Genomic DNA, 21,750 nt, shown 5'->3' on the forward strand with positions numbered 1-21,750 from the left:
CATTAACCATTGGCTCTGGTCCGCTACAGGTCCGCATCCTCACTGATCGCTTTAACTCAACCTCAACGAGGTGCCGCTAGGGTCACGCCAGTTCCGCTCGGCGGTGAGAGGCTGGTCGAGGGAATGAAACCGGCAACGAGTTCGAGGAACAGGGCCATGAAGACCATGCTGAAGCGCTTCGCCAAGGACGAGAGCGGTGCGACCGCCATCGAGTACGGGCTGCTTGCCACCCTCATCGCGGTGGCTCTGATCACCGCTGCCAAATCGGTTGGCGGCAACCTCAACTCGATGTTCACGAAGGTTGCCGGCAACCTGGCCACCAACTGACTCTGCGGCATCGAGACGGTCCGGACGTTTCCCGGGCCGCCTCGCCGTCACCGCCCGCAAAGGAACAGCGTGGGTGGCGGAGAGGACAGTTCGGCGTCCGGCGACCCGACCTTTCTGAGCTTCCGCAGTCATCCACGATTGGGATTAGGCCGAGGCTCTGCGGCCGAACCCGAGTCTCACCGCGAACGAACCTCCCCGCCATGGCCAGCGTGATCCTCCTCGTCGTCTTCCCGTTCCTCATGGCCTATGCGGCTGCGAGCGACCTTCTGACGATGACGATCCCGAATGCCCTTTCGCTCGTCCTGGTCGCGGTCTTCCCGCTCGCCGCGCTGGCGCTCGGACTGTCCTGGAGCGAGGTCGGGCTGCATCTGGGTGCAGGCGGGCTGACCCTCGCGCTGACCTTTACGCTGTTCTGCTTCGGTCTGATCGGCGGCGGCGATGCCAAGCTCGCGGCGGCGACCGCGCTCTGGCTCGGCTTCGAGCCGCTCGCCGACTACGTGCTGGCCGCCTCCCTCGCCGGCGGCGTCCTCACGCTGCTCATCCTCCAGGTGCGCATCCATCCTCTGCCTCGCATCGCCGTGTCCTGGCCCTGGGCCCTGCGCCTGCACGACCGGCGGACCGGCGTGCCCTACGGCATCGCCCTCGCCTTCGCGGCGCTGGTCGTCTGCCCGGCCGCGCCGATGTGGCATCCGCTCCTCTCGGCCTGACACGGCCCCTCACACCGGCGTCTCCCAAGGTAAGCCGGAACAAACTCGTGATGTGCGGCTCGGCGGCTCGTCCTCGGCCACTTGTTTCCGGATCGTGACGGCGTCGCTCCCTTGCGGCATGGCCGATTGTGCGAGATGTCTGCCGATGCGGGGATTCGCACTCCGATGGCACAGATCGGGACATGTGCCGAAGCGGTTGGCAGGAAACGGTTAACCTTAATTTGAGGAATGGGCGGCCAAGGTGAACAGGTCGACGGCGCCGTGCCGTCCGTGCCCGTCCCGGTTGGTCCATGAAGTCCTCCCGTGCCCTCCTCATCGGCATCGCCGCGGTCACAGGCCTCGCGGCGTTCTACATGATGAGCGGCAGCCCGCCCCCGCCTCCGCCGGTCGTCGCACCTCCGCCGCCGATGGTCGCCGACACCGTGGATGTGCTCGTGGCGGCGGCCGACCTGCCGATGGGCCAGATCCTGAAGCCCGGGGACCTGCGCTGGCAGGCATGGCCGAAGACCTCCCTCAACGACGGCTTCCTCCAGCGGGAGCAGAACGCGAATGCGCTCGAAGACACGCTCGGGTCCTTCGTGCGCAGCCCCTTCCTCGGCGGCGAGCCGATTCGGCGGGAGAAGCTGATCAAGGCCAACGGCAGCGGCTTCCTGTCGGCGATCCTCCCGTCCGGGATGCGCGCCGTCGCGATCTCCATCGACGCGCGCGGCAGCAACACGGCAGGCGGATTCATCCTGCCGAACGATCGCGTCGACGTGCTGCGCACCCACCGCGACGAAGAGGCGGCCCGCGCGACCAAGTCCGACGTGCAGGTCACGGAGACGATCCTGAAGAACGTGCGCGTGCTCGCGGTCGGTCAGACCGTGCAGGAGCGTAATGGCGAGCGGGTGGTCACGGGCGATACTGCGACCCTCGAACTGACGCCCGCCCAGGCCGAGCAGATCACGCTCGCCCAGAAGGTCGGCCAGCTCTCCCTGGCCCTGCGGAGCCTGTCGGATGCGGGCCAGGTCCAGCCCGAGAGCCCCGAGACCGAGAAAGAGCCCGCCCTGACGGTGGTCCGTTACGGCGTCTCCCAGCAGGCGCCCCGCCGGTGAGCCGCCGCCTGCCGACCGCGCCGAGAAAGCCCGCGTCATGATGAGATTCGTCCCCTTCCGGGCGCTCCGGGCGCTCCTCGCGGCCGGGCTCCTCGCCACGCCTTCCGGTCTCGCCAGTCCCGCAGCGGCGCAGCAGCGGGTGCCCGCGATGCCAGCTCCGGTGCTCTCCGTCGGGCCGCAGGAGGCCGACATCTCGCGTCGCATCGACCTCACGCAGGGACGCTCCCTCGTGGTGGACCTGCCGCGCGACGCCAAGGAGGTCTTCGTCGCCAACCCGAAGGTCGCCAACGCCGTCGTTCGCTCGACCCGCAAGGTCTTCATCATCGGCGTCGAGAACGGCGCCACCTCGATCTTCGTGATGGATGCCGAGGGGCGCCAGATCGCCGCCCTCGACGTGACGGTCGGCCGCGACCTCAACGTGCTGCGCCAGACCCTGGCGAGCAGCATCCCCAAGGGGCGGTTCGAGGTCCGCCCGGCGGGCGATTCGATCCTGCTTTCGGGCAGCGTGAACTCCGCGGCGGAAGCCCAGCAGGCCATCGACGTCGCCAACGCCTTCGTGGGCATCGGCGGCGGCGGCGTGCCGGGCCGCGGCGCGGTGATCAACAACATCACCATCCGCGGCAAGGACCAGGTCATGCTGCGCGTCACCGTGGTCGAGGTGTCGCGCTCGGTGCTGAAGCAGTTCGGCGTGAACCTGAGCGGGAACTGGTCGAACCTCAACTTCGCCAACGTCGCGCCGCTGGCCCTCAACGGGGGGAGCTTCCCGATCGGGAACGCGATCTCGGGCAGCATCAACTTCGGAGGGGGCGCCTCCCTCACGGCGACGCTGAAGGCCTTCGAGCAGGCCGGCGTCTCGCGCGTCCTCGCCGAGCCGACGCTCACGGCGATCTCCGGCGAATCCGCCAAGTTCACCGCCGGCGGACAGCTCCCGGTGCCGGGCAATCTCGCCTGCTCGGCCCCTTCGAATGGCGTCCAGCTCTGCACGCCGAGCGTCACCTTCAAGCCCTACGGCGTCAGCCTGACCTTCACGCCCGTAGTTCTTTCCGAGAACAGGATCTCGATCCGGGTCGGCACCGACGTGACGGAGATCGATCCGCAGAACTCGATGAACATCAACTTCAGCGGCACGACCACCGCCATCCCGGGCTTCACGGTGCGGACCTCCGAAACCACGGTCGAGCTCGCCTCCGGCGCCACCATGATGACGGCAGGCCTGATTCAGCAGCGCAACCGCGCGGCGATCACCGGCCTGCCCGCGCTGATGAACCTGCCGATCCTCGGCGCGCTGTTCCGCTCGCGCGACTATCAGCGCGACGAGACCGAGCTGATGATCATGGTCACCCCCTACATCGCCAAGGCGATGGAGCCGGCCGAGATCAAGCGGCCCGACGACGGCTTCGTCGATGCGACCGACGGGCAGGCGGTCCTGCTCGGCCGCTTCAACCGCCTCTACGGCGTGGTCGGGGCCTCGCCCCTCGCCCCGAAGGCCTATCACGGCCGGTTCGGCTTCATCACGGACTAGCTAAGTCCGCCTCTCCGACTGCCCCGCCCCTTACGCACCCGACACGACGGATGCCCGCGATGATCCACTTCCTCCGCCCCGCCTCCCGGCCCGCCCTGCGTGCCGTCAGCATCGGAGCGCTCGCCCTGTCGCTCGGCGCCTGCGTCGCCAACCGCGCCGCGACGACCGGCTCGGTCTATCCGTCCTCGGTAGCGGCCCGCCACCCGATCGTGCTCGCCGACGCCCCCCGCAGCCTCGACGTCTTCGTGACCGGCATCGGCCACGTCGATCCGCGCCAGTCCGACGACATCGACGCCTTCCTGCTCGAGTATCGGCGCTACGGGCGCGGCGTCCTGGTGATCGAGGTGCCGCGCGGGGCGCAGGTGCCGGGCCCCGCCGTCGCCCGCACCGCCGCGCTCCTGCGCGAGCGGGCGGTGGGCCGCGGCGTGCCGGCGCGGGAACTCGTGGTCGCCCCCTACGCGGTGGTCAATCCCGCGGTGGCGGCCCCCGTCCGGATGAGCTTCCAGCGCATGCAGGCCAGGGTGAGCGGCGCCTGCGGGCTCTGGCCGCAGGATCTGGGGGTGAGCGAACCGGGCTTCGAGCTGCGCAACGAGTCGTTCTGGAACTACGGCTGCTCCACGCGCGCGAACTTCGCGAGCCAGATCGCCGACCCGGTCGATCTGGTGCGCGGCCGGCAGGAAGGCCGCATCGACACGGTCTCGCGCACGCAGGACATCGAGAGCCTGCGCACCGGCAAGGATCCGTCAACCAGTTGGAAGCAGGATGGCCAAGCCAGCGTGAAGTCGCAGGTCGGGCAGTGACTAGCGGGACGCGGTGCCACGCCTGCGCGCCGTCGCCTGCAACCTCAGCTGCCAAGTCCGCGAGCCAATCCATGCCTGACAGGACCGATCCGGCCGAACGGGTGATCGCCCCGGTTCCGCGCATCACGATCCAGGCCTTCTGCGAGACCCAGGACGTCGCCGCCGTGATCGAGAGCGCGGCCGAGGACCGCCGGATGCAGAAGGCGCATCTCAAGGTCCAGATGGGCGGCGCGGCCGCTGCGACCGAGGCCTTCCGCAGCGCCCCGACCCCGAACGTGCTCCTGATCGAGATGCATGGCGGGCGGACCAACCCCCTCGCCCAGCTCGACAGCCTGGCGGAGGTTTGCGACGCGGGCACCAAGGTGGTGGTGATCGGGCACGTCAACGACGTGCTGCTCTACCGCGACTTCATCCGGCGCGGGGTCAGCGAGTACCTGATCGCGCCGATCGATCCCGTGACGGTGATCGCGGCGATCTCCGACCTGTTCGCCGAGCCCGGGGCCGAGCCTCTCGGGCGGACGGTGGCGGTGGTCGGCGCCAAGGGCGGAGTCGGGGCCTCGACGCTCGCCCACAACATCGCCTGGGCGATCGCCCGCGATCATGCGGTCTCGACGGTGATCGCGGATCTCGACGTCGCCTTCGGCACGGCGGGCCTCAACTTCAACCAGGATCCGCCCCAGGGCGTAGCCGAAGCTTTGTTCGCGCCCGAGCGCATCGACGCGAATTTCGTCGACCGCCTGCTGTCGAAATGCACCGACAACCTGAGCCTGCTCGCGGCGCCGGCCACGCTCGACCGCACCAACGATTTCGGCGAGGGCGCCTTCGATGGCCTCATCGATATCTTACGCGGGATGGTGCCCTGCATCGTCCTCGACGTGCCGCATGTCTGGACGGCCTGGAGCCGCAAGATGGTGATCGGCGCCGACGAGATCCTGGTCGTGGCCGCGCCGGAACTGGCATCGCTGCGCAACGCCCGCAACCTCTTCGACCTGCTGCGCCAAGCCCGGCCGAACGACCGGCCGCCGCGGCTCGTGCTCAACCAGGTTGCCATGCCCCGGCGACCGGAGATCGCCGCGGCCGAATTCGCCAAGGCCCTCGACGTGACGGCCGCGGCCGTGGTGCCGTTCGATCCCGCGCTGTTCGGCGCGGCCGCCAATAACGGGCAGATGCTGGCCGAGCTGCAGACCAACAGCAGGATCACCGAGATCCTCAGCGAGCTTGGCGGTGCGGTGACCGGACGGGCCGAGACCAAGAAGGCCCGCCCGACGCTGCTCGAACCCATCCTCGCCAAGCTCGCGCGCCGCAAGGCGTCCTGAGCGCAGGCTGGAGCGCTCCCCGCCGAAGTGGACGCCGGTTCGGCGTAAGGGAGCGCGTGACATCGAGACTCTGGAGCTGTGAGACGACCCGGTCGGGGTCGGATCACGGCTCCAGAGGGCGGCCCCGGGGCAGCCCGAAGGCCGCACGAGGCCGTGATCCCGTGCCGGTCGTGGCGGGGCGCGGGTCACCGGGCACGACCGAAGCGAAGGTGCCGCAGGACCCATGTTCGGCAGGAGACCCGGAGCGACGGCCCCCAAGCCTGCGGCTGCGCCGGCGGCCGTCCCCGCCCCTCTGACGGCGCCCATCCTTCAGGACACGAGCGCGCCGCGGAGCGAGGCGCCGCGTGCGGCGCCGGTCGCGGTCGAGACGGCTCGCTCGGAGGAATATTACCGCACGAAGAGCATGATCTTCGGCGCGCTGATCGAGGCGATCGACCTCGCGCAGCTCGCCCGGCTGGAGGCGGAGGCCGCGCGCGAGGAGATCCGCGACATCGTCACGGAGATCATCGGCCTCAAGAGCGTGGTGATGTCGATCGCCGAGCAGGAGGACCTGCTCGACGACATCTGCAACGATGTCCTGGGCTACGGCCCGCTCGAGCCGTTGCTCGGCCGCGACGACATCGCCGACGTGATGGTGAACGGCGCGAACCGCACCTACATCGAGGTTTCCGGCAAGATCCAGCTGACGAATGTGCGCTTCCGCGACAACCAGCAGCTGATGAACATCTGCCAGCGCATCGTCAGCCAGGTCGGCCGCCGCGTCGACGAATCCTCGCCGATCTGCGACGCGCGCCTGCCCGACGGCTCACGCGTCAACGTGATCGCCCCGCCGCTGGCCATCGACGGCCCCGCCCTCACCATCCGCAAGTTCAAGAAGGACAAGCTCACCCTCGATCAGCTCGTCCGCTTCGGCTCCATCTCGCCCGAAGGCGCGAAGATCCTCCAGATCATCGGCCGCGTGAGGTGCAACGTGGTGGTGTCGGGGGGCACCGGCTCGGGCAAGACCACCCTTCTCAACTGCCTGACCCGCTATATCGACGACGACGAGCGCATCATCACCTGCGAGGACGCGGCGGAGCTGCAGCTCCAGCAGCCCCATGTCGTGCGCCTGGAGACCCGTCCGCCCAACCTCGAAGGGCAAGGCCAGGTCACCATGCGCGACCTGATCAAGAACTGCCTGCGTATGCGGCCCGAGCGGATCATCGTCGGCGAGGTGCGCGGGCCCGAAGCCTTCGACCTGTTGCAGGCGATGAATACCGGCCACGACGGCTCGATGGGCACGCTGCACGCGAACTCCCCGCGCGAGTGCCTGTCGCGCATCGAATCGATGATCTCGATGGGCGGCTACTCGCTGCCGTCCAGGACCATCCGCGAGATGATCGCGGGCTCCATCGACGTGATCGTCCAGGCGGCGCGCCTGCGCGATGGCTCGCGCCGCATCACCCACATCACCGAGGTGATGGGCATGGAGGGCGACGTCATCATCACCCAGGACCTGTTCGTCTACGAGGTCACGGGCGAGGATGCGAACGGCAGGCTGACCGGCCGGCATCGCTCGACCGGGATCGGCCGTCCGCGCTTCTGGGAGCGGGCACGCTACTACGGGGAGGAGCGGGCGCTCGCGGCGGCGCTCGATGCGGCCGAGGTGGCGCGAGCGGGAGAGGAGACATGACCAGCCTCGATTCCCTGATCGTCGCGGGCCTGCTGGCCGTGGCGGCGGCCGCCCTCGCCTACGCTTTCATCGTTCCGCTGCTGCCGGAGCAGGCGCGGGCCGCCAAGCGGCAGCAGGCCATCGCCGGACGTCGCCCGGTAGCTGAGCGCATCCAGGCGGTGAACCGCCGCGATCAGGTCGCCAAAAGCCTCAAGGAGTTGGAGAACAAGGAGAAGAAAGCTCGGCCCAGCCTCGACCTGCGCCTGACGCAATCCGGTCTCTCGATCACGAAGCCGCAGTTCTATGCCTTCAGCGGGATCGCCGCCGGCCTGAGCGCCGTCACGATGCTGCTGCTGAGCGGCAGCCTGCTGCTCTGCCTGGCGACCGCCTTCGTGGCCGGCCTGGGCCTGCCCCAATGGCTCCTGGCCTATCTGCGCAAGCGCCGCATGGCGCGCTTCGTCCTGGAACTGCCCAATGCCATGGACGTGATCGTGCGCGGCATCAAATCCGGGCTGCCGATCGGGGATTGCCTGCGCATCATCGCCCGCGAGGCACCCGATCCGGTCAAGACGGAGTTCCGCGCCATCGTCGAATCGCAGGCGATCGGCCTGCCGCTCCCGGAGGCCGCTGCCAAGCTCTACGAGCGGATGCCGATCCCGGAGGCCAATTTCTTCGCGATCGTGATCGGCATCCAGTCGAAGTCGGGCGGCAACCTCTCCGAGGCGCTCGGCAACCTCTCGCGGGTTCTGCGCGACCGCCGCCGCATGGCCGACAAGGTGAGCGCGATGAGCATGGAGGCCCGCGCCTCCGCCGCCATCATCGCCTCCCTGCCCTTCGCCGTCGCGATTCTCTGCTATCTGTCGAGCCCGGACTACATCTCGCTCCTCTGGACGACGCAGGTCGGGCAGATCGCCATCGCCGCCTCGGGCCTGTGGATGCTCATCGGCGTGCTGGTGATGAAGAGGATGATCACTTTCGAGATCTAGGCTCGCGAGATCCCGGCTCGCAGGGGCCCGCCTCTGCGCCGGGCGTGAGCCGAGACCGCCGCGCCGCCTTGAGACGCCGGATGCTAGACCTTCTGTCCTCCCTGATCGATCCGCGCTTCGTCGGCTCGATGCTGGCCGCGGTGGCGGCCGCCGCCACCGCTTTCACGCTCCTGCAGCCCTTCCTTGAGCCGGACCGCCTCGCGCGCCGGATGAAAAGCGTCGGCGAGGAGCGCGACCGCATCCGCCTGCGCGAGCGCGAAAGGCTCAACCAGCGCGGCAATCTGCGCCAGCAGCCCAAGGCTTACATGAAACGCGTCGTCGAGCGCTTCAAGCTCGACAACTGGCTCGCCACCGACGATGCCAAGAACCGCCTGATGATGGCAGGCTATCGCGGCCCGCAGGCCGAGACCGCCTTCCTGTTCTTCCGGCTCGTGATGCCGGTGGTCTTCTTCGTCGTCTCGGTCTTCTACCTCTTCGTGCTGCACGCCCTGGACCAGCCGTTCTCCATCCGGCTGATGATCGTCATCGCGGCCGTCTATGCCGGGATCAAGGCTCCTGAGATCTTTCTCAAGAACCAGACCACCAAGCGGCAGGCGGAGATCAAGAAGCACTGGCCGGACGCGCTCGATCTAATGCTGATCTGCGTCGAATCCGGCATGGCCATCGAGCATTCCTTCCGCCGGGTGAGCGCCGAGATGGCCAATCAGAGCATCGTCCTGGCCGAGGAGCTGGCGCTGACGACGGCCGAGCTGTCCTATCTCACGGACCGCCGGATCGCCTACGAGAACCTCGCGATGCGCACGGGGCTCGAATCCGTGAAGGCGGTCAGCACGGCCCTGGTCCAGGCCGAGCGCTACGGCACGCCGGTCGGACAGGCCCTGCGCGTCCTCGCCCAGGAGAGCCGCGACCAGCGGATGAACGAGGCGGAGAAGAAGGCGGCGGCGCTGCCGCCGAAGCTCACCGTGCCGATGATCCTGTTCTTCCTCCCGGTCCTGTTCGTGGTGATCCTCACGCCCGCCATGGTGCAGATCTTCAAGTAGGGCACGGCCTTCCGGTCTACTTGATCTCCGCGCAGGCGATGCGGGCCCCCGCATTGCCGATCGGCTGGGTCGTGTGGTCGTCCTCGCCGGCATGGATCACCAGGGCCGAGCCATCCGCGTCCTTAAGGCCGCCCTCGCCCGTCAGCGGGGTCTCGCTCGAGACCTCGGCATTCACCGAGCCGTCGGCATTCGCGAAGACGTTGGGCAGGTCGCCCTCGTCCGGCCCCTCCGGGTTGAGGAGCCCGTGCTTGCTGGAATCGTGGTTCACGTGGCCTTTGGACAGTTCGAACTTCGCCGTGTCGGAGCAGTTCGCCACCGCGTGGAAGTGGATCCCGTGCCAGCCGGCCGGCAGGCCGCCGGCGCCGATCGTCAGGCGCAGCACCAGCGCGTTCGCCCCGTCCCGGATCTGGATCCGGCCGATCGTCTCGCCCTTCGTGTTGATCACAGGCGCCTCGTAGCTCTGCGGCGCGGCCGGCGGGCTCGGCTGTCCCACGGCCGGGATCGCCGCGCCAAGCGCCCCCGCGGCGCCGAGCAGGATGCGTCTCATCATCGCCCTCTCCTCTCCATGGCCGCATAAGGTAAGGGAGGACGGGGCGGCCGTCAGGCCTGCGGCGAGCGGATGGAGCGAGGGGTGAGCGAGGAGCGCGTAAGGGCGGACCGTCTCCTGGTGGAGGCGGGGCATTTCGAGAGCCGGGCCCGCGCGCAGGCCGCCATCGCGGCGGGGCTGGTGCGGGCGGACGGCGAGCCCGTGCGTCGCGCCTCCGATCTCATCCCGCGCGCCGCGCGGCTCAGCGCCGAGGCGCCGCACCCTTACGTCTCGCGCGGCGGGCTGAAGCTCGCCGCCGCCCTCGACGCCTTCGGCATCGATCCGGCCGGCCTGACCTGCCTCGATCTCGGCGCCTCGACCGGCGGCTTCACCGACGTGCTGCTGCGCCGTGGCGCGGCGCGGGTCTATGCGGTCGATGTCGGGCGCGGCCAGCTGCATCCGCGGCTGGCCGGCGCCCCCCGGATCATCTCCCTGGAGGCGACGGATGCCCGTGCCATCGAGGCCTGGCGCTTCGCCGCCCCGCCCTCCCTCGTGGTGATCGACGTCAGCTTCATCTCGCTGCGCCTCATCCTGCCCACGCTGCCACCGCTCGTCGCCCCCGACGCCCGCCTCGTCGCGCTGATCAAGCCGCAATTCGAGGCGGGGCGGGAGCGGGTCGGCCGCGGCGGCCTCGTGCGCGACGAGGCGGTCCAGCAGGAGGTCTGCGAGGGCATCCGGGAACTCCTGGACTCGCTCGGCTTCACGGTCGCCGGGCTGATCCCCTCGCCGATCGAGGGCGGCGACGGCAACCGCGAGTTCCTGATCGGCGCGACGCGCCGGAGCGGAGAGGCCGCATGAGCGCCGGGGAGGTCGGCACGGACGTGGAGATCCTGCGGCTTGGCGCCCGGGGCGACGGCATCGCGGCGGACGGGCTCCTGGTGGCGGGCGCCCTGCCGGGCGAGAGGGTGCGGGTGATCCCCGAGGCGGCGCGCGGCAGCCAGCGCCGGGCGCGTCTCGATGCGGTGCTGGAGCCCTCGCCCGACCGCATCGCGCCGTTCTGTCCCTATTTCGGCAGCTGCGGCGGCTGCGCCATCCAGCACCTCGCGCCGGAGCCCTACGGGGCCTGGAAGCGCGACCTCGTCGCGACCGCGCTCGCGCGGGCCGGGATCGAGGCTGCGGTTGCCTCGTTACGCGACGCGCACGGGGCCGGCCGGCGCCGGGCGACCTTCCACGTCCGCCGGATCGAGGGGGCGGCCGAGGCCGGGTTCATGGCGGCGCGCAGCCACGCGCTGGTGGCGATCGACCATTGCCCGATCACCGAGCCCGCCCTGCACCGGGCTCCCGAGGTGGCGCGGCTTCTCGCCCGCCCGCTCGGCGGGGGCGGCAAGCCCCTCGACGTCCAGGCCACCGTCACCGAGGGCGGTCTCGACATCGATCTGCGCGGCCACGGCCCGGCCGATGGGCGAGCCCGGCAGGTCCTGGTCGCGCTCGCCGAGACCTGCGACCTCGCGCGCCTGTCGCTGCACGGCGAGGTGCTGGTGGAGCGCCGGCCGCCGGTGATCCGGGCCGGCCGCGCGGCCCTCGTGCCGCCGCCCGGCGGCTTCCTGCAGGCGACGCAGGCCGGCGAGGCGCTCCTCGGGGAACTCGTCGTCACGGCCATGGGCGGAGCCAAGCGCATCGCCGACCTGTTTTCGGGCGCCGGCGCCTTCTCGCTGCGCCTGGCCGAGGAGCGGGCCGTCCATGCGGTGGAGGGCGATGCCGCTTCCCTCGCCGCCCTCGACCGCGCCGCCCGCTTCACGCCGGGCCTGCGCTCCGTCACGACCGAACGCCGCGACCTCTTCCGCCGCCCGCTGCTCGCCCCCGAACTCGACCGCTTCGACGCGGTGGTGTTCGACCCGCCGCGGGCCGGGGCCGAGGCGCAGGCGGCGCGGCTCGCCGAATCGAAGGTCCCGGTGGTGGTGGGCGTCTCCTGCGATGCCGGCAGCTTCGCGCGCGACGCGGCCCTGCTCCTGGCGGGTGGTTATCGGCTCGACGAGGTGGTGCCGATCGATCAGTTCCGCCACTCGCCGCATGTGGAACTCGTCGGCGTTTTTCGGCGGGAGGGGCGGCGCAAGCGGTAAGCGAGGGGGCAGCGCTCTTACCGATAGTTCAGAACAGGCTCCCTTGCGCCGGCGGGACCGTCGGCGGGGCCGGTGGCGGCGGTGCAACCGGCGCCGCCTCCCCGACCAGCAGGTCGGGATCGTCGTTGCGATGGTCGTTCACCCGCGGATTCGCGGGCGCGAGCGTCAGCCATCCCTCCGGACAGGGCCGGCACAGGCCGGCGGCCGCCCGCGCATCCACCTCCCGCAGGTCGAGCCAGCGGTCGACATTGGGGGGAGCCAGGATCGCAGGCATGCGGTCGTGCAGGGCGGCGAGCAGGCCGTTCGCCCCGCAGGTGACGATGGCCGCCGTGTCGATCTCGGAGCCGTCCGGGCTGCTCCAGGTTTCCCAGAGGCCCGCCAGCGCCATCGGCCGCCCGTCGGCGCGGCGGATCAGGCAGGGCGCCGCCCCGCGCCCTCCCCCGCGCCGCCACTCGTAGAAGCCATCCGCAAGGAAGATGCAGCGCCGGTACCGCAGGGCATTGCGAAAACTCGGCTTCTCGGCGGCGGTCTCGATCCGCGCATTGATGACGAGCGGGAAATCGGCCGGATCCTTCACCCAGGCCGGCAGGAAGCCCCAGCGCATCAGCGCGAAGCGCCGCCGCCCGTGCTCGGCCGTCACCACGGGGACCGGCTGGGTCGGCGCGACGTTGTGGCGGGCCGGGAAATTCGGCTGCTCGGGGTAGCCGTAAGTCTCCCGGAAGACCTCCGGGGGCGAAAGGATCACGAACCGGCCGCACATCGCGGGAGCCTCACAGCCAGCGCTTCCACCGGAAGAACGCATAGGGCAGGATCGCCGCCACCACCATCATGACGATCGCCAGCGGATAGCCGTAGGGCCAGTCGAGCTCCGGCATCGCCTTGAAGTTCATCCCGTACATCGAGGCGATCAGGGTCGGCGGCATGAACACCACGGCCATGACCGAGAACAGCTTGATGATGTTGTTCTGCTCCAGGTTGACGAGCCCGAGGGTGGCGTCGAGGAGGAACTGGATCTTGCCCGACAGGAAGGTGGCGTGCTCCTCCAGGGACTGGAGGTCGCGCAGCGTCGAGCGGACCTCCTCGCGGATCTCGCGGGGCGCCTTGGTGGCCCGGTAGCTCGCCGAGAGCGAGAGCAGGATGCGCTCCATCGAGACGAGGCTCTCGCGCTGCTTCGACAGAAGATCGTTGTGGCGGCCGAGCCCGCGCAGGGTCTTCTGCAGCTCGGCATTGCGCGCTCCCGGATCCGCATGATCGTCGAAGATCAGGCGGGAGAGCGTATCGATGCGCTCGCCCTGGAGCTGGAGCACGTCCGCGGCGCGGTCGATCACGGTCTCGATCAGCCCGGACAGGATCGCCTCGCCGCCCAGCATCACGCCCGCCGGCCGGGCGGCGCGCTGCACGAACATCCGGAAGGCCTGCGGATCCTCGTAGCGGACGGTGGCGAGGCGGTTGTCGCGCAGGATGAAGGTGACCCCGGTGAGCTTGGCGTCGTCCGTCTCGACCCGGCAGAGGAGGCGCCCGGTCATGTAGCGGGCGCCGTTCTCCACGTAGAGCAGTTCGGACGGTTCGATGTCCTGCATCTCCTCGCGGGTGGGGATGGAGATGCCCAGGAACGCCTCGACGCGCAGGTCCTCGTCGCGGCTCGGCTCGACGAGGTCGATCCAGAGGCAGTCGGGCGGGATCGGCTCGTGAGGGTCGAGGAGGCGCCGTTCGAGGAGAGGCTGACCGGTGCTGGCGCAGGCGTTCGGCTGGTGGACGAAGATCAAGGGCGGGCTCAGTCGAGGGCGTGGGGCGGAGGGAGGCTCGTATCCGGCACGAAGAAGTCGGGTGCAAGCGGCACGCCCGGTGTGACGCGGTAGTGTGAGAACTCCGTGACGCCCTCTTCCGCCAGGAAGCTGTCGTCGATGAGGAAGCGGCCGCTGAAGGAGCGCGCGGGCTTCTGGAAGATCCGCCACGCGGCATCGGCCAGGATCTCGGGCGTGCGGCTCGCCTGCATGAGGGTGTCTCCCCCGAGCAGGTTCTTCACCGCCGCCGTCGCGATGGTGGTGCGCGGCCAGAGCGCGTTCACGGCGATGCCCTTCGGACGCAGCTCCCCGGCAAGCCCGAGCACGCACAGCGACATGCCGAACTTCGCCATCGTGTAGGCGAGGTGCGGCGCGAACCACTTCTCCTGCAGGTCGAGAGGCGGTGAGAGCATCAGGATGTGCGGGTTCTCGGCCTTCTCCAGATGCGGAATCGCGTATTTCGAGACCATGTAGGTGCCGCGGGTGTTGATCTGATGCATCAGATCGAAGCGCTTCATCTCGGTCGCGGGCGTGTTGGTGAGCGCGATGGCGCTCGCATTGTTGACCACGATGTCGAGCCCGCCGAAGCGCGCGGCGGTCGCGGCGATCGCCTCCTTCACCTGCGCCTCGTCGCGGACGTCGACGACGAGGGGCAGCGCCGTGCCGCCCGCCTGCTCGATCGCCGCGGCGGCGGTGTGGATGGTGCCGTCGAGCTTGGGGTGCGGCTCGGCGGTCTTCGCCGCGATGGCGACATTCGCGCCGTCGCGGGCGGCCCTGAGCCCGATGGCGAGGCCGATGCCCCGCGAGGCCCCGGTGATGAACAGCGTCTTGCCCTTGAGCGACATGGAATCCTCCCGTTCTGGCCTGGCGGCGCCGCGGGTCGGGGGCAAAGCCCTCCTTAGGCGCCGATGCGGAACCGGTCCGGCCGGCTGCCGTCCTCGTCCGTGAAGCCGTAGGTGCGGGCGAGGTCGGCGACGTGGAGCGTGCGGCCGGCGCGCGCCGCCACACCGGGATCGCCCGCGAGGGCCGCGACGGCGCGGCCCGCATAGAGCGGCGTCTCGCCGGCCTCCTGCCCCAGCCCGGCATCGATGGCGCGCTCGGTCCGCACCCGCCCGGGTGACAGGGCGAGCGCCGTCACGCCGCAGGGCGCGAGCTCCGCCGCCGTTGCCAGTGCGAGGCGGTTCGTCGTCGCCATGGCGAGGTCGTAGAAGACGTCGCCCAGATAGCCCTCCTGCGTGCCGAAGGAGACGAAGACGAGAAGGCCGCGCTTGGCCGAGACCATGGCGGGCGCCACGGCCCGGGCGAGGAGCAGCGCCGCGAAGGGACCGGATTGCAAAGCATGGCCGAGCGGCGTCGCGGCGCGGCGCCAGAACGGATCGCCCCAGGCGGCCCCGTCGGGGAAGCGGTCCCCGTCATAGCCCTCGTTGCCGCCCCAGACGCTCGACACCGCCACGTCGATGCGGCCGAAGCGGCGCAGCGCCCAGTGCACGAGCCCGTCGACTTCCTGCTCGCGGATGTGGTCGCAGAGATAGTGGACGCCGCGCCCTCCCATGAGATCGACCTCGCGGGCGGCGTCCTCCAGCACCTCCGGGCGCCCATCGGTGCGCGGGCCGCTCTCGCTGGAGCGGCCGGTGACGATCACGGTGGCGCCCGCCTCGCCGAGCGCCCGCGCGATGCCGCGCCCGACGCCCCGCGAGGCTCCCGCAACGAGGCAGACCTTGTCGGAGAGGTCCGGCACGCCCGCCGGCCTCATGAGCGGGCCTTGTCCAGGAAGGCGCGGAAGGCTGCCTGCGCCTCCGGGGAGCGCAGGGCCGCATCGAAGGCCCTGGCCTCGGCCTCGATCGCGGCCTCGACGGCGGCGCGGTCGCCCCGGATCAGCGCGCGGGTGGCCGCCAGCGCCGCCCGCGGCTTCGCCGCGAGCTTGGCGGCCTGGGCGAGCGCGTGCTCGAGGAGCGTGTCGCCCGGCACCACCGCGTTGGCGAGGCCGAGCCGCACCGCCTCCTCGGCCCCGAAGGGTTCGGCGAGCATCAAGAGTTCCGTCGCCTTCACGGTGCCGACCCGGCGCGGCAGCAGGTAGCTGGAGGCCGCTTCCGGCACGAGACCGAGATCGACGAAGGGCATGCGGAACAGCGCCCGCGGCGTCGCATAGACGAGGTCGCAATGGAGCGTGAGCGTCGTGCCGATGCCCACCGCGATCCCGTCGACCGCCGCCACCATCGGGGTGCGGGTGGCGCCGAGCTGCCGGATGAACCGGAGCGACGGCGCGCTGCCGAAGGATTCGTTCGCACGGGCGACGAAATCGGCGATGTCGTTGCCGGCCGAGAAGGCGCCCTCGACGCCTGCGAAGACCACGGCGCCGATCTCCGACCCTTCGGCGTCGGCGGCCAGCAGCGCCTCGCGCATGGCGTCGTACATGGCGCCCGTGAGGGCGTTCTTCTTCTCCGGCCGCGCCAGCCGGATGAGACACACCCCGCCCGCCTCGCGGGTGATCCTGACATGCTCGGTCATGGGGTATCCTTCATGGGTATCCTTGGGCCTCGTGACGGATCGTGACGCCGCTCGATCGGGCGCGGGGAGCCCCTCTCCTGCACGGGAGAGGGGTTCCCGCGAGCGACCCTCAGCCCGCGAGCGCCAGCGGCGCATCCTGCAGGTAGCCGGCCCCGGCCGTGACCGTCTGCTCCAGGCCGCGGGCCGCCGTCGCGAGGTTCTCGGCGAAGAAGCGCGCCAGCGCGATCCGGGCCGGGTGGGCGGGATCCGTGTCACCGCCCGAGGCCGCCGCATGGGCGGCGAGCGCCGCCTGGGCAAGCGCCGCGCCACCCTGCGCGAGGCCGAACAGGCGCAGATACGGCGTCGCCCCGGCCAAAGCCTCCTCGGGCCGGTTCGAGCGCAGGGCCCGCAACAGGAAGCTCGTCGCCGTGTCGAGGCTCCCGATCGCCTCGCGCAGCCGCGGCGCCGTGAAGCCGAAGGCCGGGCTTGCCTCGCGCAGCACGCGCTCGGCGATGCCGCGCATGGCCGCGATCTGCCCCCGCACCACGGCGCCGTCCTGGAGCGGCAGCTTGCGGGTGACGAGGTCGATCGCCTGGATGCCGTTCGTGCCCTCGTAGATCGCCGCGATGCGCGCATCGCGCAGGTGCTGCGCCGCGCCGGTCTCCTCCACGTAGCCCATGCCCCCATGCACCTGGATGCCGAGCGACGCGACCTCGATGCCGATATCGGTCGAGAAGGCTTTCGCCACCGGGGTGAGCAGCGAGGCGCGGTCGAGGGCGGCGCGCCGCTCCGCCTCATCGGGTGCGCGGTGGGCGCGGTCGAGGGCCTCGGCCGTGAGATAGCAGATGCCCCGCGCGGCGCCGGTCATCGCCTTCATGGTGAGCAGCATCCGCTGCACGTCGGGATGCTCGATGATCGGGCTCATCCCGGAGGCCGCAGCGCCCGCCCGGCCCTGGCGCCGCTCGCGAGCGTAGGAGAGCGCCTGCTGATAGGCCCGCTCCGCGATGCCGACCCCCTGCAGGCCCACGCAGAGCCGGGCGTTGTTCATCATCGTGAACATGCAGGCGAGGCCGCGATTCGCCTCGCCCACGAGCCAGCCGACCGCGCCGCCCTTCTCGCCGTAGACCATCGTGCAGGTCGGCGAGCCATGGATGCCGAGCTTGTGCTCCAGGCCGGCGCAGCGCAGGTCGTTGCGGCTGCCGTCCGGCAGCACCTTCGGCACCACGAAGAGCGAGATGCCCTTGGTGCCGGCCGGGGCGCCCTCAATGCGGGCGAGCACGAGGTGGACGATGTTGTCGGTGAGGTCGTGCTCGCCCCAGGTGATGAAGATTTTTTCGCCGCGGATCCGGTAGCTGCCGTCGCCAGCCGGCTCGGCCCTGGTGCGCAGGCCGGAGAGGTCCGAGCCCGCCTGCGGCTCGGTCAGATTCATGGTCGCGGTCCACTCGCCCGAGACGAGCTTGGCGAGGTAGCGCTCGCGCAGGCTCTCCGAGCCATGCTTGGCCAGCGCCTCGACGCCGCCCGCCGTGAGAAGCGGGCCGAGCCCGAAGGACATGGAGGCGGCGTTCCACATCTCCACGCAAGGCGCGTTGAGGAGGAGCGGCAGGCCCTGGCCGCCATACTCCACCGGGCCTGGCAGGGCGTTCCAGCCCGCCTCGCTCCAGGTCCGATAGGCCTCGCGGAAGCCCGGCGGCATCGTCACCGTGCCGTCCTCGAGCACCGCGCCCTGCCGATCGCCGACCTGATTGAGCGGCGCGACCACGTCGCTCGCGAAGCGGCCGGCCTCCTCCAGGATCGCCTCGGCGAGGTCCGGTGTGAGATCGCCGTGCAGCCCCTCGGCGATCGCGCGGTCGAGCCCGGCCACGTGCCGGATCGTGAAGGCCATCTCGGCCACGGGTGCGCGAAAGCTCATCACTGATTCCTCCCGGACAGCGTCGCCCGGGTGGCCGGGCCACAGCATGTCGTCATTTGACGCGAAGCCGTACCCGACGCTAGAGCCGCGATCCGACCCGACCGGGTCGGCCGACCGGGTCGGGTCACGGCTCTAAAAGTCTTGTTCCCACGCGCTCCCTTGCGCCGAACCGGCCTTCACTTCGGCGGGGAGCGCTCCAGGGCCGCATTCATGCCGGAAGTTAGTTTACATATGAACCATATCGGGTCAACGGCGACGCGGCGGCTGACGCCCGATGCGGCCGGACTCGCGGAGGCGGCGCGGCTGCTGCGGGAGGGGCGCCTCGTCGCCTTCCCGACCGAGACCGTCTACGGGCTCGGCGGCGATGCGACGAACGGTGCGGCGGTGGCGGGGATCTACGCCGCGAAGGAGCGCCCCCGCTTCAACCCGCTCATCGCGCACCTGCCGGATCTCGCGGCGGCGCGCCGCGAGGGCGCGTTCGGGCCGGAGGCCTTGCGCCTCGCCGAGACCTTCTGGCCGGGGCCGCTGACCCTGGTGGTGCCGCGCGCCGAGGACGCCTGTGTCTGCGACCTCGCCCTGGCGGGGCTCGACAGCGTGGCGCTGCGGGTGCCGGCCGCCCGGCTCGCGCGGGACTTGCTGAGGGCGGTCGGCCGTCCGGTCGCGGCCCCCTCGGCCAACCGTTCCGGCCGGGTCAGTCCGACCAATGCCGACCACGTGCTCGGCGATCTCGACGGACGCATCGCCGCGGTGCTGGACGGGGGGGCCTGCCCGGTCGGCGTGGAATCGACCATCGTCGCCTGCCTCGACGGCGACCCGCAGCTGCTGCGGCCGGGCGGCGTGCCGCGCGAGGCGATCGAGGCGGTCCTCGGGCGGCCGCTCCGCGCGCCGGGTGCGGCGGGCGAGGCGCCCGTCGCGCCGGGCCTGCTCGCCTCGCATTACGCCCCGCGGGCGGCGGTGCGGCTCGATGCGGCCGCCATCGGCGAGGACGAGGCGGCGCTGCTGTTCGGGGAGGCGCGGCCGGCGGGGCTCGCGCGGGCGCGCTTCATCCTGAACCTGAGCCCGAGCGGTGATCTCGCGGAAGCGGCGGCGAATCTCTTCTCGATGCTGCGCCGCCTCGATGCCTCGGGCGCGGCGACCATCGCGGTCATGCCGATCCCCCGGCATGGTCTCGGCGAGGCCATCGCGGACCGGCTCGCCCGCGCGGCGGCGCCGCGCTGACGCTTCGAAAAAAAATCAGAGGCCTGCCGGAACCGATCCGGCAACCTCTGCGTTGACGCACCACTGAAGGCCACTTCAAGCCCCCATCGGCCTTCCCCCTTCAAAAGGCCCGGAGCAATCCGGGCCTATTCTTTTGGCCGGTTCTTTTGGCGAGGTCAGCCTGCCAGCTTGGCGGCAATACCGGCCACGTGGCGGCCCTGGTAGCGGGCGCCGTCGAGTTCGACCTGTGAGGGCTGGCGGCTGCCGTCGCCATCCGCGATGGTCGAGGCCCCGTAGGGCGAGTTGCCCATGACCTGGGACACGCCGAGCTGACCCTGGAAGGCATAGGGCAGCCCCACCAGCACCATGCCGAGATGCAGCAGCACCGTGTGGAAGCTCAGGATGGTCGATTCCTGGCCGCCGTGCTGGGAGGCCGTCGAGGTGAAGACCGAGCCGACCTTGCCGACGAAGGCCCCCTTCATCCAGAGCCCGCCGGTCTGGTCGATGAAGTTCTTCATCTGCGAGGCCATGTTGCCGTAGCGGGTCGGCGTCCCGAAGATGATGGCGTCGTAGCTGGGCAGCTCGTCCACGGTGGCGATCGGCGCTGGCTGGTCGAGCTTGTAGTGGGATTTGCGGGCGATCTCCTCCGGCACGAGTTCCGGCACGCGCTTGACGTGGACTTCCGCGCCCGATTCGCGCGCGCCCTCCGCGACGGCGTAGGCCATCTGCTCGATATGCCCGTAGGTGGAATAGTACAGCACCAGAACCTTCGCCATGGCGAGAACCTCCGTGTCGCGCCCGTCCTGTCCAATCCAGGGCGGGCCGCCGTGCCGGCAAGATCGGGGATCGCGGGCGGAAGCGGAATGGGCTAGATTGCAAGCACGATCTTGCAGGGGCGCACGCAACACCGTGGCGAATCCGCTCGCCTGGGACGATTTCCGGCTCGTCAAGGCTATCGCCGACCAGCGGGGGCTCGCGCCTGCGGCCGAGCGGCTCGGCATCAATCCGTCGACCGCCTTCCGGCGCCTCGGACAGATGGAGGCGGCCCTCGGCACGCTTCTCTTCGAGCGCCATCGCGCCGGCTACGCGCCGACACCGGCCGGCGAGGAGATGGTGCGCATCGCCGCCCGGATGGAGGACGACGTCGCGGCCTTCTCGCGCAAGCTCGACGGGCAGCTCCTGGCGCCCTCCGGCGAGCTACGGGTGACCACCGCGGATTCCCTCTTCAACGACCTGCTGGCCCCGATCATCGCCCGGTTCTGCGACCGCTATCCGGAGGTGCGGGTCGACGTGGTGCTCTCGAACCAGCCGCTGAACCTGTCGAAGCGCGACGCCGACGTGGCGCTGCGCGCCACCGACGGACCGCCCGACACCCTGGTCGGGCGCCGTCTCGCCACCATCGCCTGGGCGCTCTACGGGCGCGCGGAGGATGGGGCCGAGATCCCGCCCGGGGAGCGGCGCTGGGTGTCGCTGGCGCAGGAGACCGGCGCCGCGAAGGTGGCCCGCTACGTTGCCGCGCGGGCCGACCCCGCCCGCGTGGCCCTGCGCCTCGACACGGTGGTGGGCTTGGTGAAGGCGGTCGAGGCGGGCATCGGCATCGCGCCGCTCGCCTGCCTCTCCGGCGACCGGCATGCCGGGCTGATGCGGCTCTCCCCGCCGGAGCCGGACCTCTCCGCCGGCCTCTGGCTCCTGACCCACGCGGATCTGCGGCATTCGGCGCGGGTGCGGGTCTTTCTCGACTTCGTCGGGACCGAGATCGCGCGCCTGCGCGACCTCATCGAGGGCCGGGTTCCCTTCAGCGGACCTCGATGATCTCGACTTCGTGATCGGCCACCGTCACCACGTCCCCCGCCTGCTTGCCGGTGAGCGCGCGGGCGAGCGGCGCCACGTAGGCGATCGATCCCTTCGCCGGATCGGCCTCGTCCTCGCCGACGATGTGGTAGGTCAGGCGCGTGCCGTCCTCCCGCTCGACCGTGACGGTCGAGCCGAAATGGACCGTGTCGCCGGGCGTCGGCTCGATCACCTGGGCGGAGTTGCGCCGCGCGGTCCAGTAGCGCAGGTCCCGGCTGGTGCGGGAGAGATTCGCCTTGTCGTCGGGCGACAGCGCGGCGTGCTCGGCATGCAGCCGCTCCAGTTCCGCCTCGATCAGGGCGAGACCCTGCGGGGTGACGAAGTTCGGGTGCGGGGAGATCGGACGGTCGGGCAGATCCTCGAAGGCCTCCCCGCCCTCCGGCTCTCGGACGAAGGCGATGCTCATGAAACGGGCAATGCGCGGAGCACCGTC

22 protein-coding genes are annotated in these 21,750 nt (G+C 70.7%); 13 read left to right on the forward strand and 9 right to left on the reverse strand.

Features of this window, described 5'->3' with window-relative positions; all coding sequences use genetic code 11:
• Window positions 1–156: 156 nt before the first annotated feature.
• The 9 genes from MNOD_RS13445 (at window position 157) to MNOD_RS13485 (ending at window position 9,443) form a co-directional block, all read left to right on the forward strand.
• The gene (locus tag MNOD_RS13445) at window positions 157–327 is read left to right on the forward strand and encodes a Flp family type IVb pilin (RefSeq protein WP_015929450.1); all 171 of its coding nucleotides are present in this window, start codon (window positions 157–159) and stop codon (window positions 325–327) included.
• Between the two features lie 200 nt (window positions 328–527).
• Window positions 528–1,034, forward strand: coding sequence for an A24 family peptidase (locus MNOD_RS13450; RefSeq protein ID WP_015929451.1), 507 nt, complete (start codon window positions 528–530; stop codon window positions 1,032–1,034).
• A 290-nt stretch (window positions 1,035–1,324) separates the two neighbouring features.
• Window positions 1,325–2,128, forward strand: coding sequence for a Flp pilus assembly protein CpaB (gene cpaB, locus MNOD_RS13455; protein WP_015929452.1), 804 nt, complete (start codon window positions 1,325–1,327; stop codon window positions 2,126–2,128).
• Window positions 2,129–2,165: 37 nt separating this feature from the next.
• Window positions 2,166–3,650 carry a type II and III secretion system protein family protein gene (locus MNOD_RS13460; protein WP_015929453.1) on the forward strand — a complete coding sequence of 495 codons (1,485 nt, stop codon included), beginning with the start codon at window positions 2,166–2,168 and terminating at the stop codon, window positions 3,648–3,650.
• A 59-nt stretch (window positions 3,651–3,709) separates the two neighbouring features.
• Window positions 3,710–4,450, forward strand: a complete 741-nt coding sequence (locus MNOD_RS13465) for a CpaD family pilus assembly protein (protein ID WP_015929454.1) — start codon at window positions 3,710–3,712, stop codon at window positions 4,448–4,450.
• Between the two features lie 71 nt (window positions 4,451–4,521).
• Complete coding sequence (locus MNOD_RS13470; protein ID WP_015929455.1) at window positions 4,522–5,766, forward strand: CpaE/TadZ family protein; 1,245 nt, start codon at window positions 4,522–4,524, stop codon at window positions 5,764–5,766.
• A 223-nt stretch (window positions 5,767–5,989) separates the two neighbouring features.
• Window positions 5,990–7,438, forward strand: coding sequence for a TadA family conjugal transfer-associated ATPase (locus MNOD_RS13475; protein ID WP_015929456.1), 1,449 nt, complete (start codon window positions 5,990–5,992; stop codon window positions 7,436–7,438).
• Window positions 7,435–8,403 (forward strand): type II secretion system F family protein, encoded by a 969-nt coding sequence (locus MNOD_RS13480; RefSeq protein WP_015929457.1) that lies wholly within the window; start codon window positions 7,435–7,437, stop codon window positions 8,401–8,403. The genes MNOD_RS13475 and MNOD_RS13480 overlap by 4 nt, the downstream gene beginning before the upstream one ends.
• Window positions 8,404–8,483: 80 nt before the next feature.
• Complete coding sequence (locus MNOD_RS13485) at window positions 8,484–9,443, forward strand: type II secretion system F family protein (RefSeq protein ID WP_015929458.1); 960 nt, start codon at window positions 8,484–8,486, stop codon at window positions 9,441–9,443.
• 16 nt (window positions 9,444–9,459) lie between these two features.
• Here the strand turns inward: MNOD_RS13485 and MNOD_RS13490 are convergent, their stop codons facing one another.
• The gene (locus MNOD_RS13490; protein WP_015929459.1) at window positions 9,460–9,993 is read right to left on the reverse strand and encodes a superoxide dismutase family protein; all 534 of its coding nucleotides are present in this window, start codon (window positions 9,991–9,993) and stop codon (window positions 9,460–9,462) included.
• Between the two features lie 81 nt (window positions 9,994–10,074).
• Here MNOD_RS13490 and MNOD_RS13495 point away from each other — a divergent pair, with 81 nt between their 5' ends.
• Together MNOD_RS13495 and MNOD_RS13500 are read left to right on the forward strand one after the other, a co-directional pair.
• A complete protein-coding gene (locus MNOD_RS13495) occupies window positions 10,075–10,827 on the forward strand; it encodes a TlyA family RNA methyltransferase (protein ID WP_015929460.1) in 753 nt (250 codons plus the stop codon).
• Window positions 10,824–12,089, forward strand: coding sequence for a class I SAM-dependent RNA methyltransferase (locus tag MNOD_RS13500; protein WP_015929461.1), 1,266 nt, complete (start codon window positions 10,824–10,826; stop codon window positions 12,087–12,089). Before MNOD_RS13495 ends, MNOD_RS13500 begins: the two co-directional genes overlap by 4 nt.
• Before the next feature lie 28 nt (window positions 12,090–12,117).
• Here MNOD_RS13500 and MNOD_RS13505 read toward each other — a convergent pair whose 3' ends face one another.
• The 6 genes from MNOD_RS13505 to MNOD_RS13530 form a co-directional block, all read right to left on the reverse strand.
• Window positions 12,118–12,849, reverse strand: a complete 732-nt coding sequence (locus MNOD_RS13505; RefSeq protein ID WP_015929462.1) for an SOS response-associated peptidase — start codon at window positions 12,847–12,849, stop codon at window positions 12,118–12,120.
• A gap of 10 nt (window positions 12,850–12,859) precedes the next feature.
• Complete coding sequence (gene corA / locus MNOD_RS13510) at window positions 12,860–13,855, reverse strand: magnesium/cobalt transporter CorA (RefSeq protein WP_015929463.1); 996 nt, start codon at window positions 13,853–13,855, stop codon at window positions 12,860–12,862.
• 8 nt (window positions 13,856–13,863) lie between these two features.
• Window positions 13,864–14,718, reverse strand: coding sequence for an SDR family oxidoreductase (locus tag MNOD_RS13515; RefSeq protein WP_015929464.1), 855 nt, complete (start codon window positions 14,716–14,718; stop codon window positions 13,864–13,866).
• 53 nt (window positions 14,719–14,771) lie between these two features.
• Window positions 14,772–15,626, reverse strand: coding sequence for an SDR family NAD(P)-dependent oxidoreductase (locus tag MNOD_RS13520; RefSeq protein ID WP_015929465.1), 855 nt, complete (start codon window positions 15,624–15,626; stop codon window positions 14,772–14,774).
• Complete coding sequence (locus MNOD_RS13525; protein WP_015929466.1) at window positions 15,623–16,381, reverse strand: enoyl-CoA hydratase-related protein; 759 nt, start codon at window positions 16,379–16,381, stop codon at window positions 15,623–15,625. The genes MNOD_RS13520 and MNOD_RS13525 overlap by 4 nt, the downstream gene beginning before the upstream one ends.
• Before the next feature lie 109 nt (window positions 16,382–16,490).
• Entirely contained in the window at window positions 16,491–18,269 is a 1,779-nt protein-coding gene (locus MNOD_RS13530) for an acyl-CoA dehydrogenase family protein (protein WP_015929467.1), read from the reverse strand.
• A 231-nt stretch (window positions 18,270–18,500) separates the two neighbouring features.
• Here MNOD_RS13530 and MNOD_RS13535 point away from each other — a divergent pair, with 231 nt between their 5' ends.
• Window positions 18,501–19,487, forward strand: coding sequence for an L-threonylcarbamoyladenylate synthase (locus MNOD_RS13535; RefSeq protein WP_043748664.1), 987 nt, complete (start codon window positions 18,501–18,503; stop codon window positions 19,485–19,487).
• Between the two features lie 155 nt (window positions 19,488–19,642).
• Here MNOD_RS13535 and wrbA read toward each other — a convergent pair whose 3' ends face one another.
• The gene (wrbA, locus tag MNOD_RS13540) at window positions 19,643–20,242 is read right to left on the reverse strand and encodes an NAD(P)H:quinone oxidoreductase (protein WP_015929469.1); all 600 of its coding nucleotides are present in this window, start codon (window positions 20,240–20,242) and stop codon (window positions 19,643–19,645) included.
• 133 nt (window positions 20,243–20,375) lie between these two features.
• Here wrbA and MNOD_RS13545 point away from each other — a divergent pair, with 133 nt between their 5' ends.
• On the forward strand, window positions 20,376–21,278 hold the full coding sequence (locus MNOD_RS13545; protein ID WP_015929470.1) for a LysR family transcriptional regulator: 903 nt from the start codon (window positions 20,376–20,378) through the stop codon (window positions 21,276–21,278).
• On the opposite strand, the gene greA is transcribed toward MNOD_RS13545, so the two are convergent.
• A complete protein-coding gene (greA, locus tag MNOD_RS13550) occupies window positions 21,262–21,723 on the reverse strand; it encodes a transcription elongation factor GreA (protein ID WP_015929471.1) in 462 nt (153 codons plus the stop codon). The two genes, MNOD_RS13545 and greA, sit on opposite strands and share 17 nt — an antisense overlap.
• Window positions 21,724–21,750 lie beyond the last annotated feature (27 nt).

The organism is Methylobacterium nodulans ORS 2060, assembly GCF_000022085.1.
Lineage (GTDB): Bacteria > Pseudomonadota > Alphaproteobacteria > Rhizobiales > Beijerinckiaceae > Methylobacterium > Methylobacterium nodulans.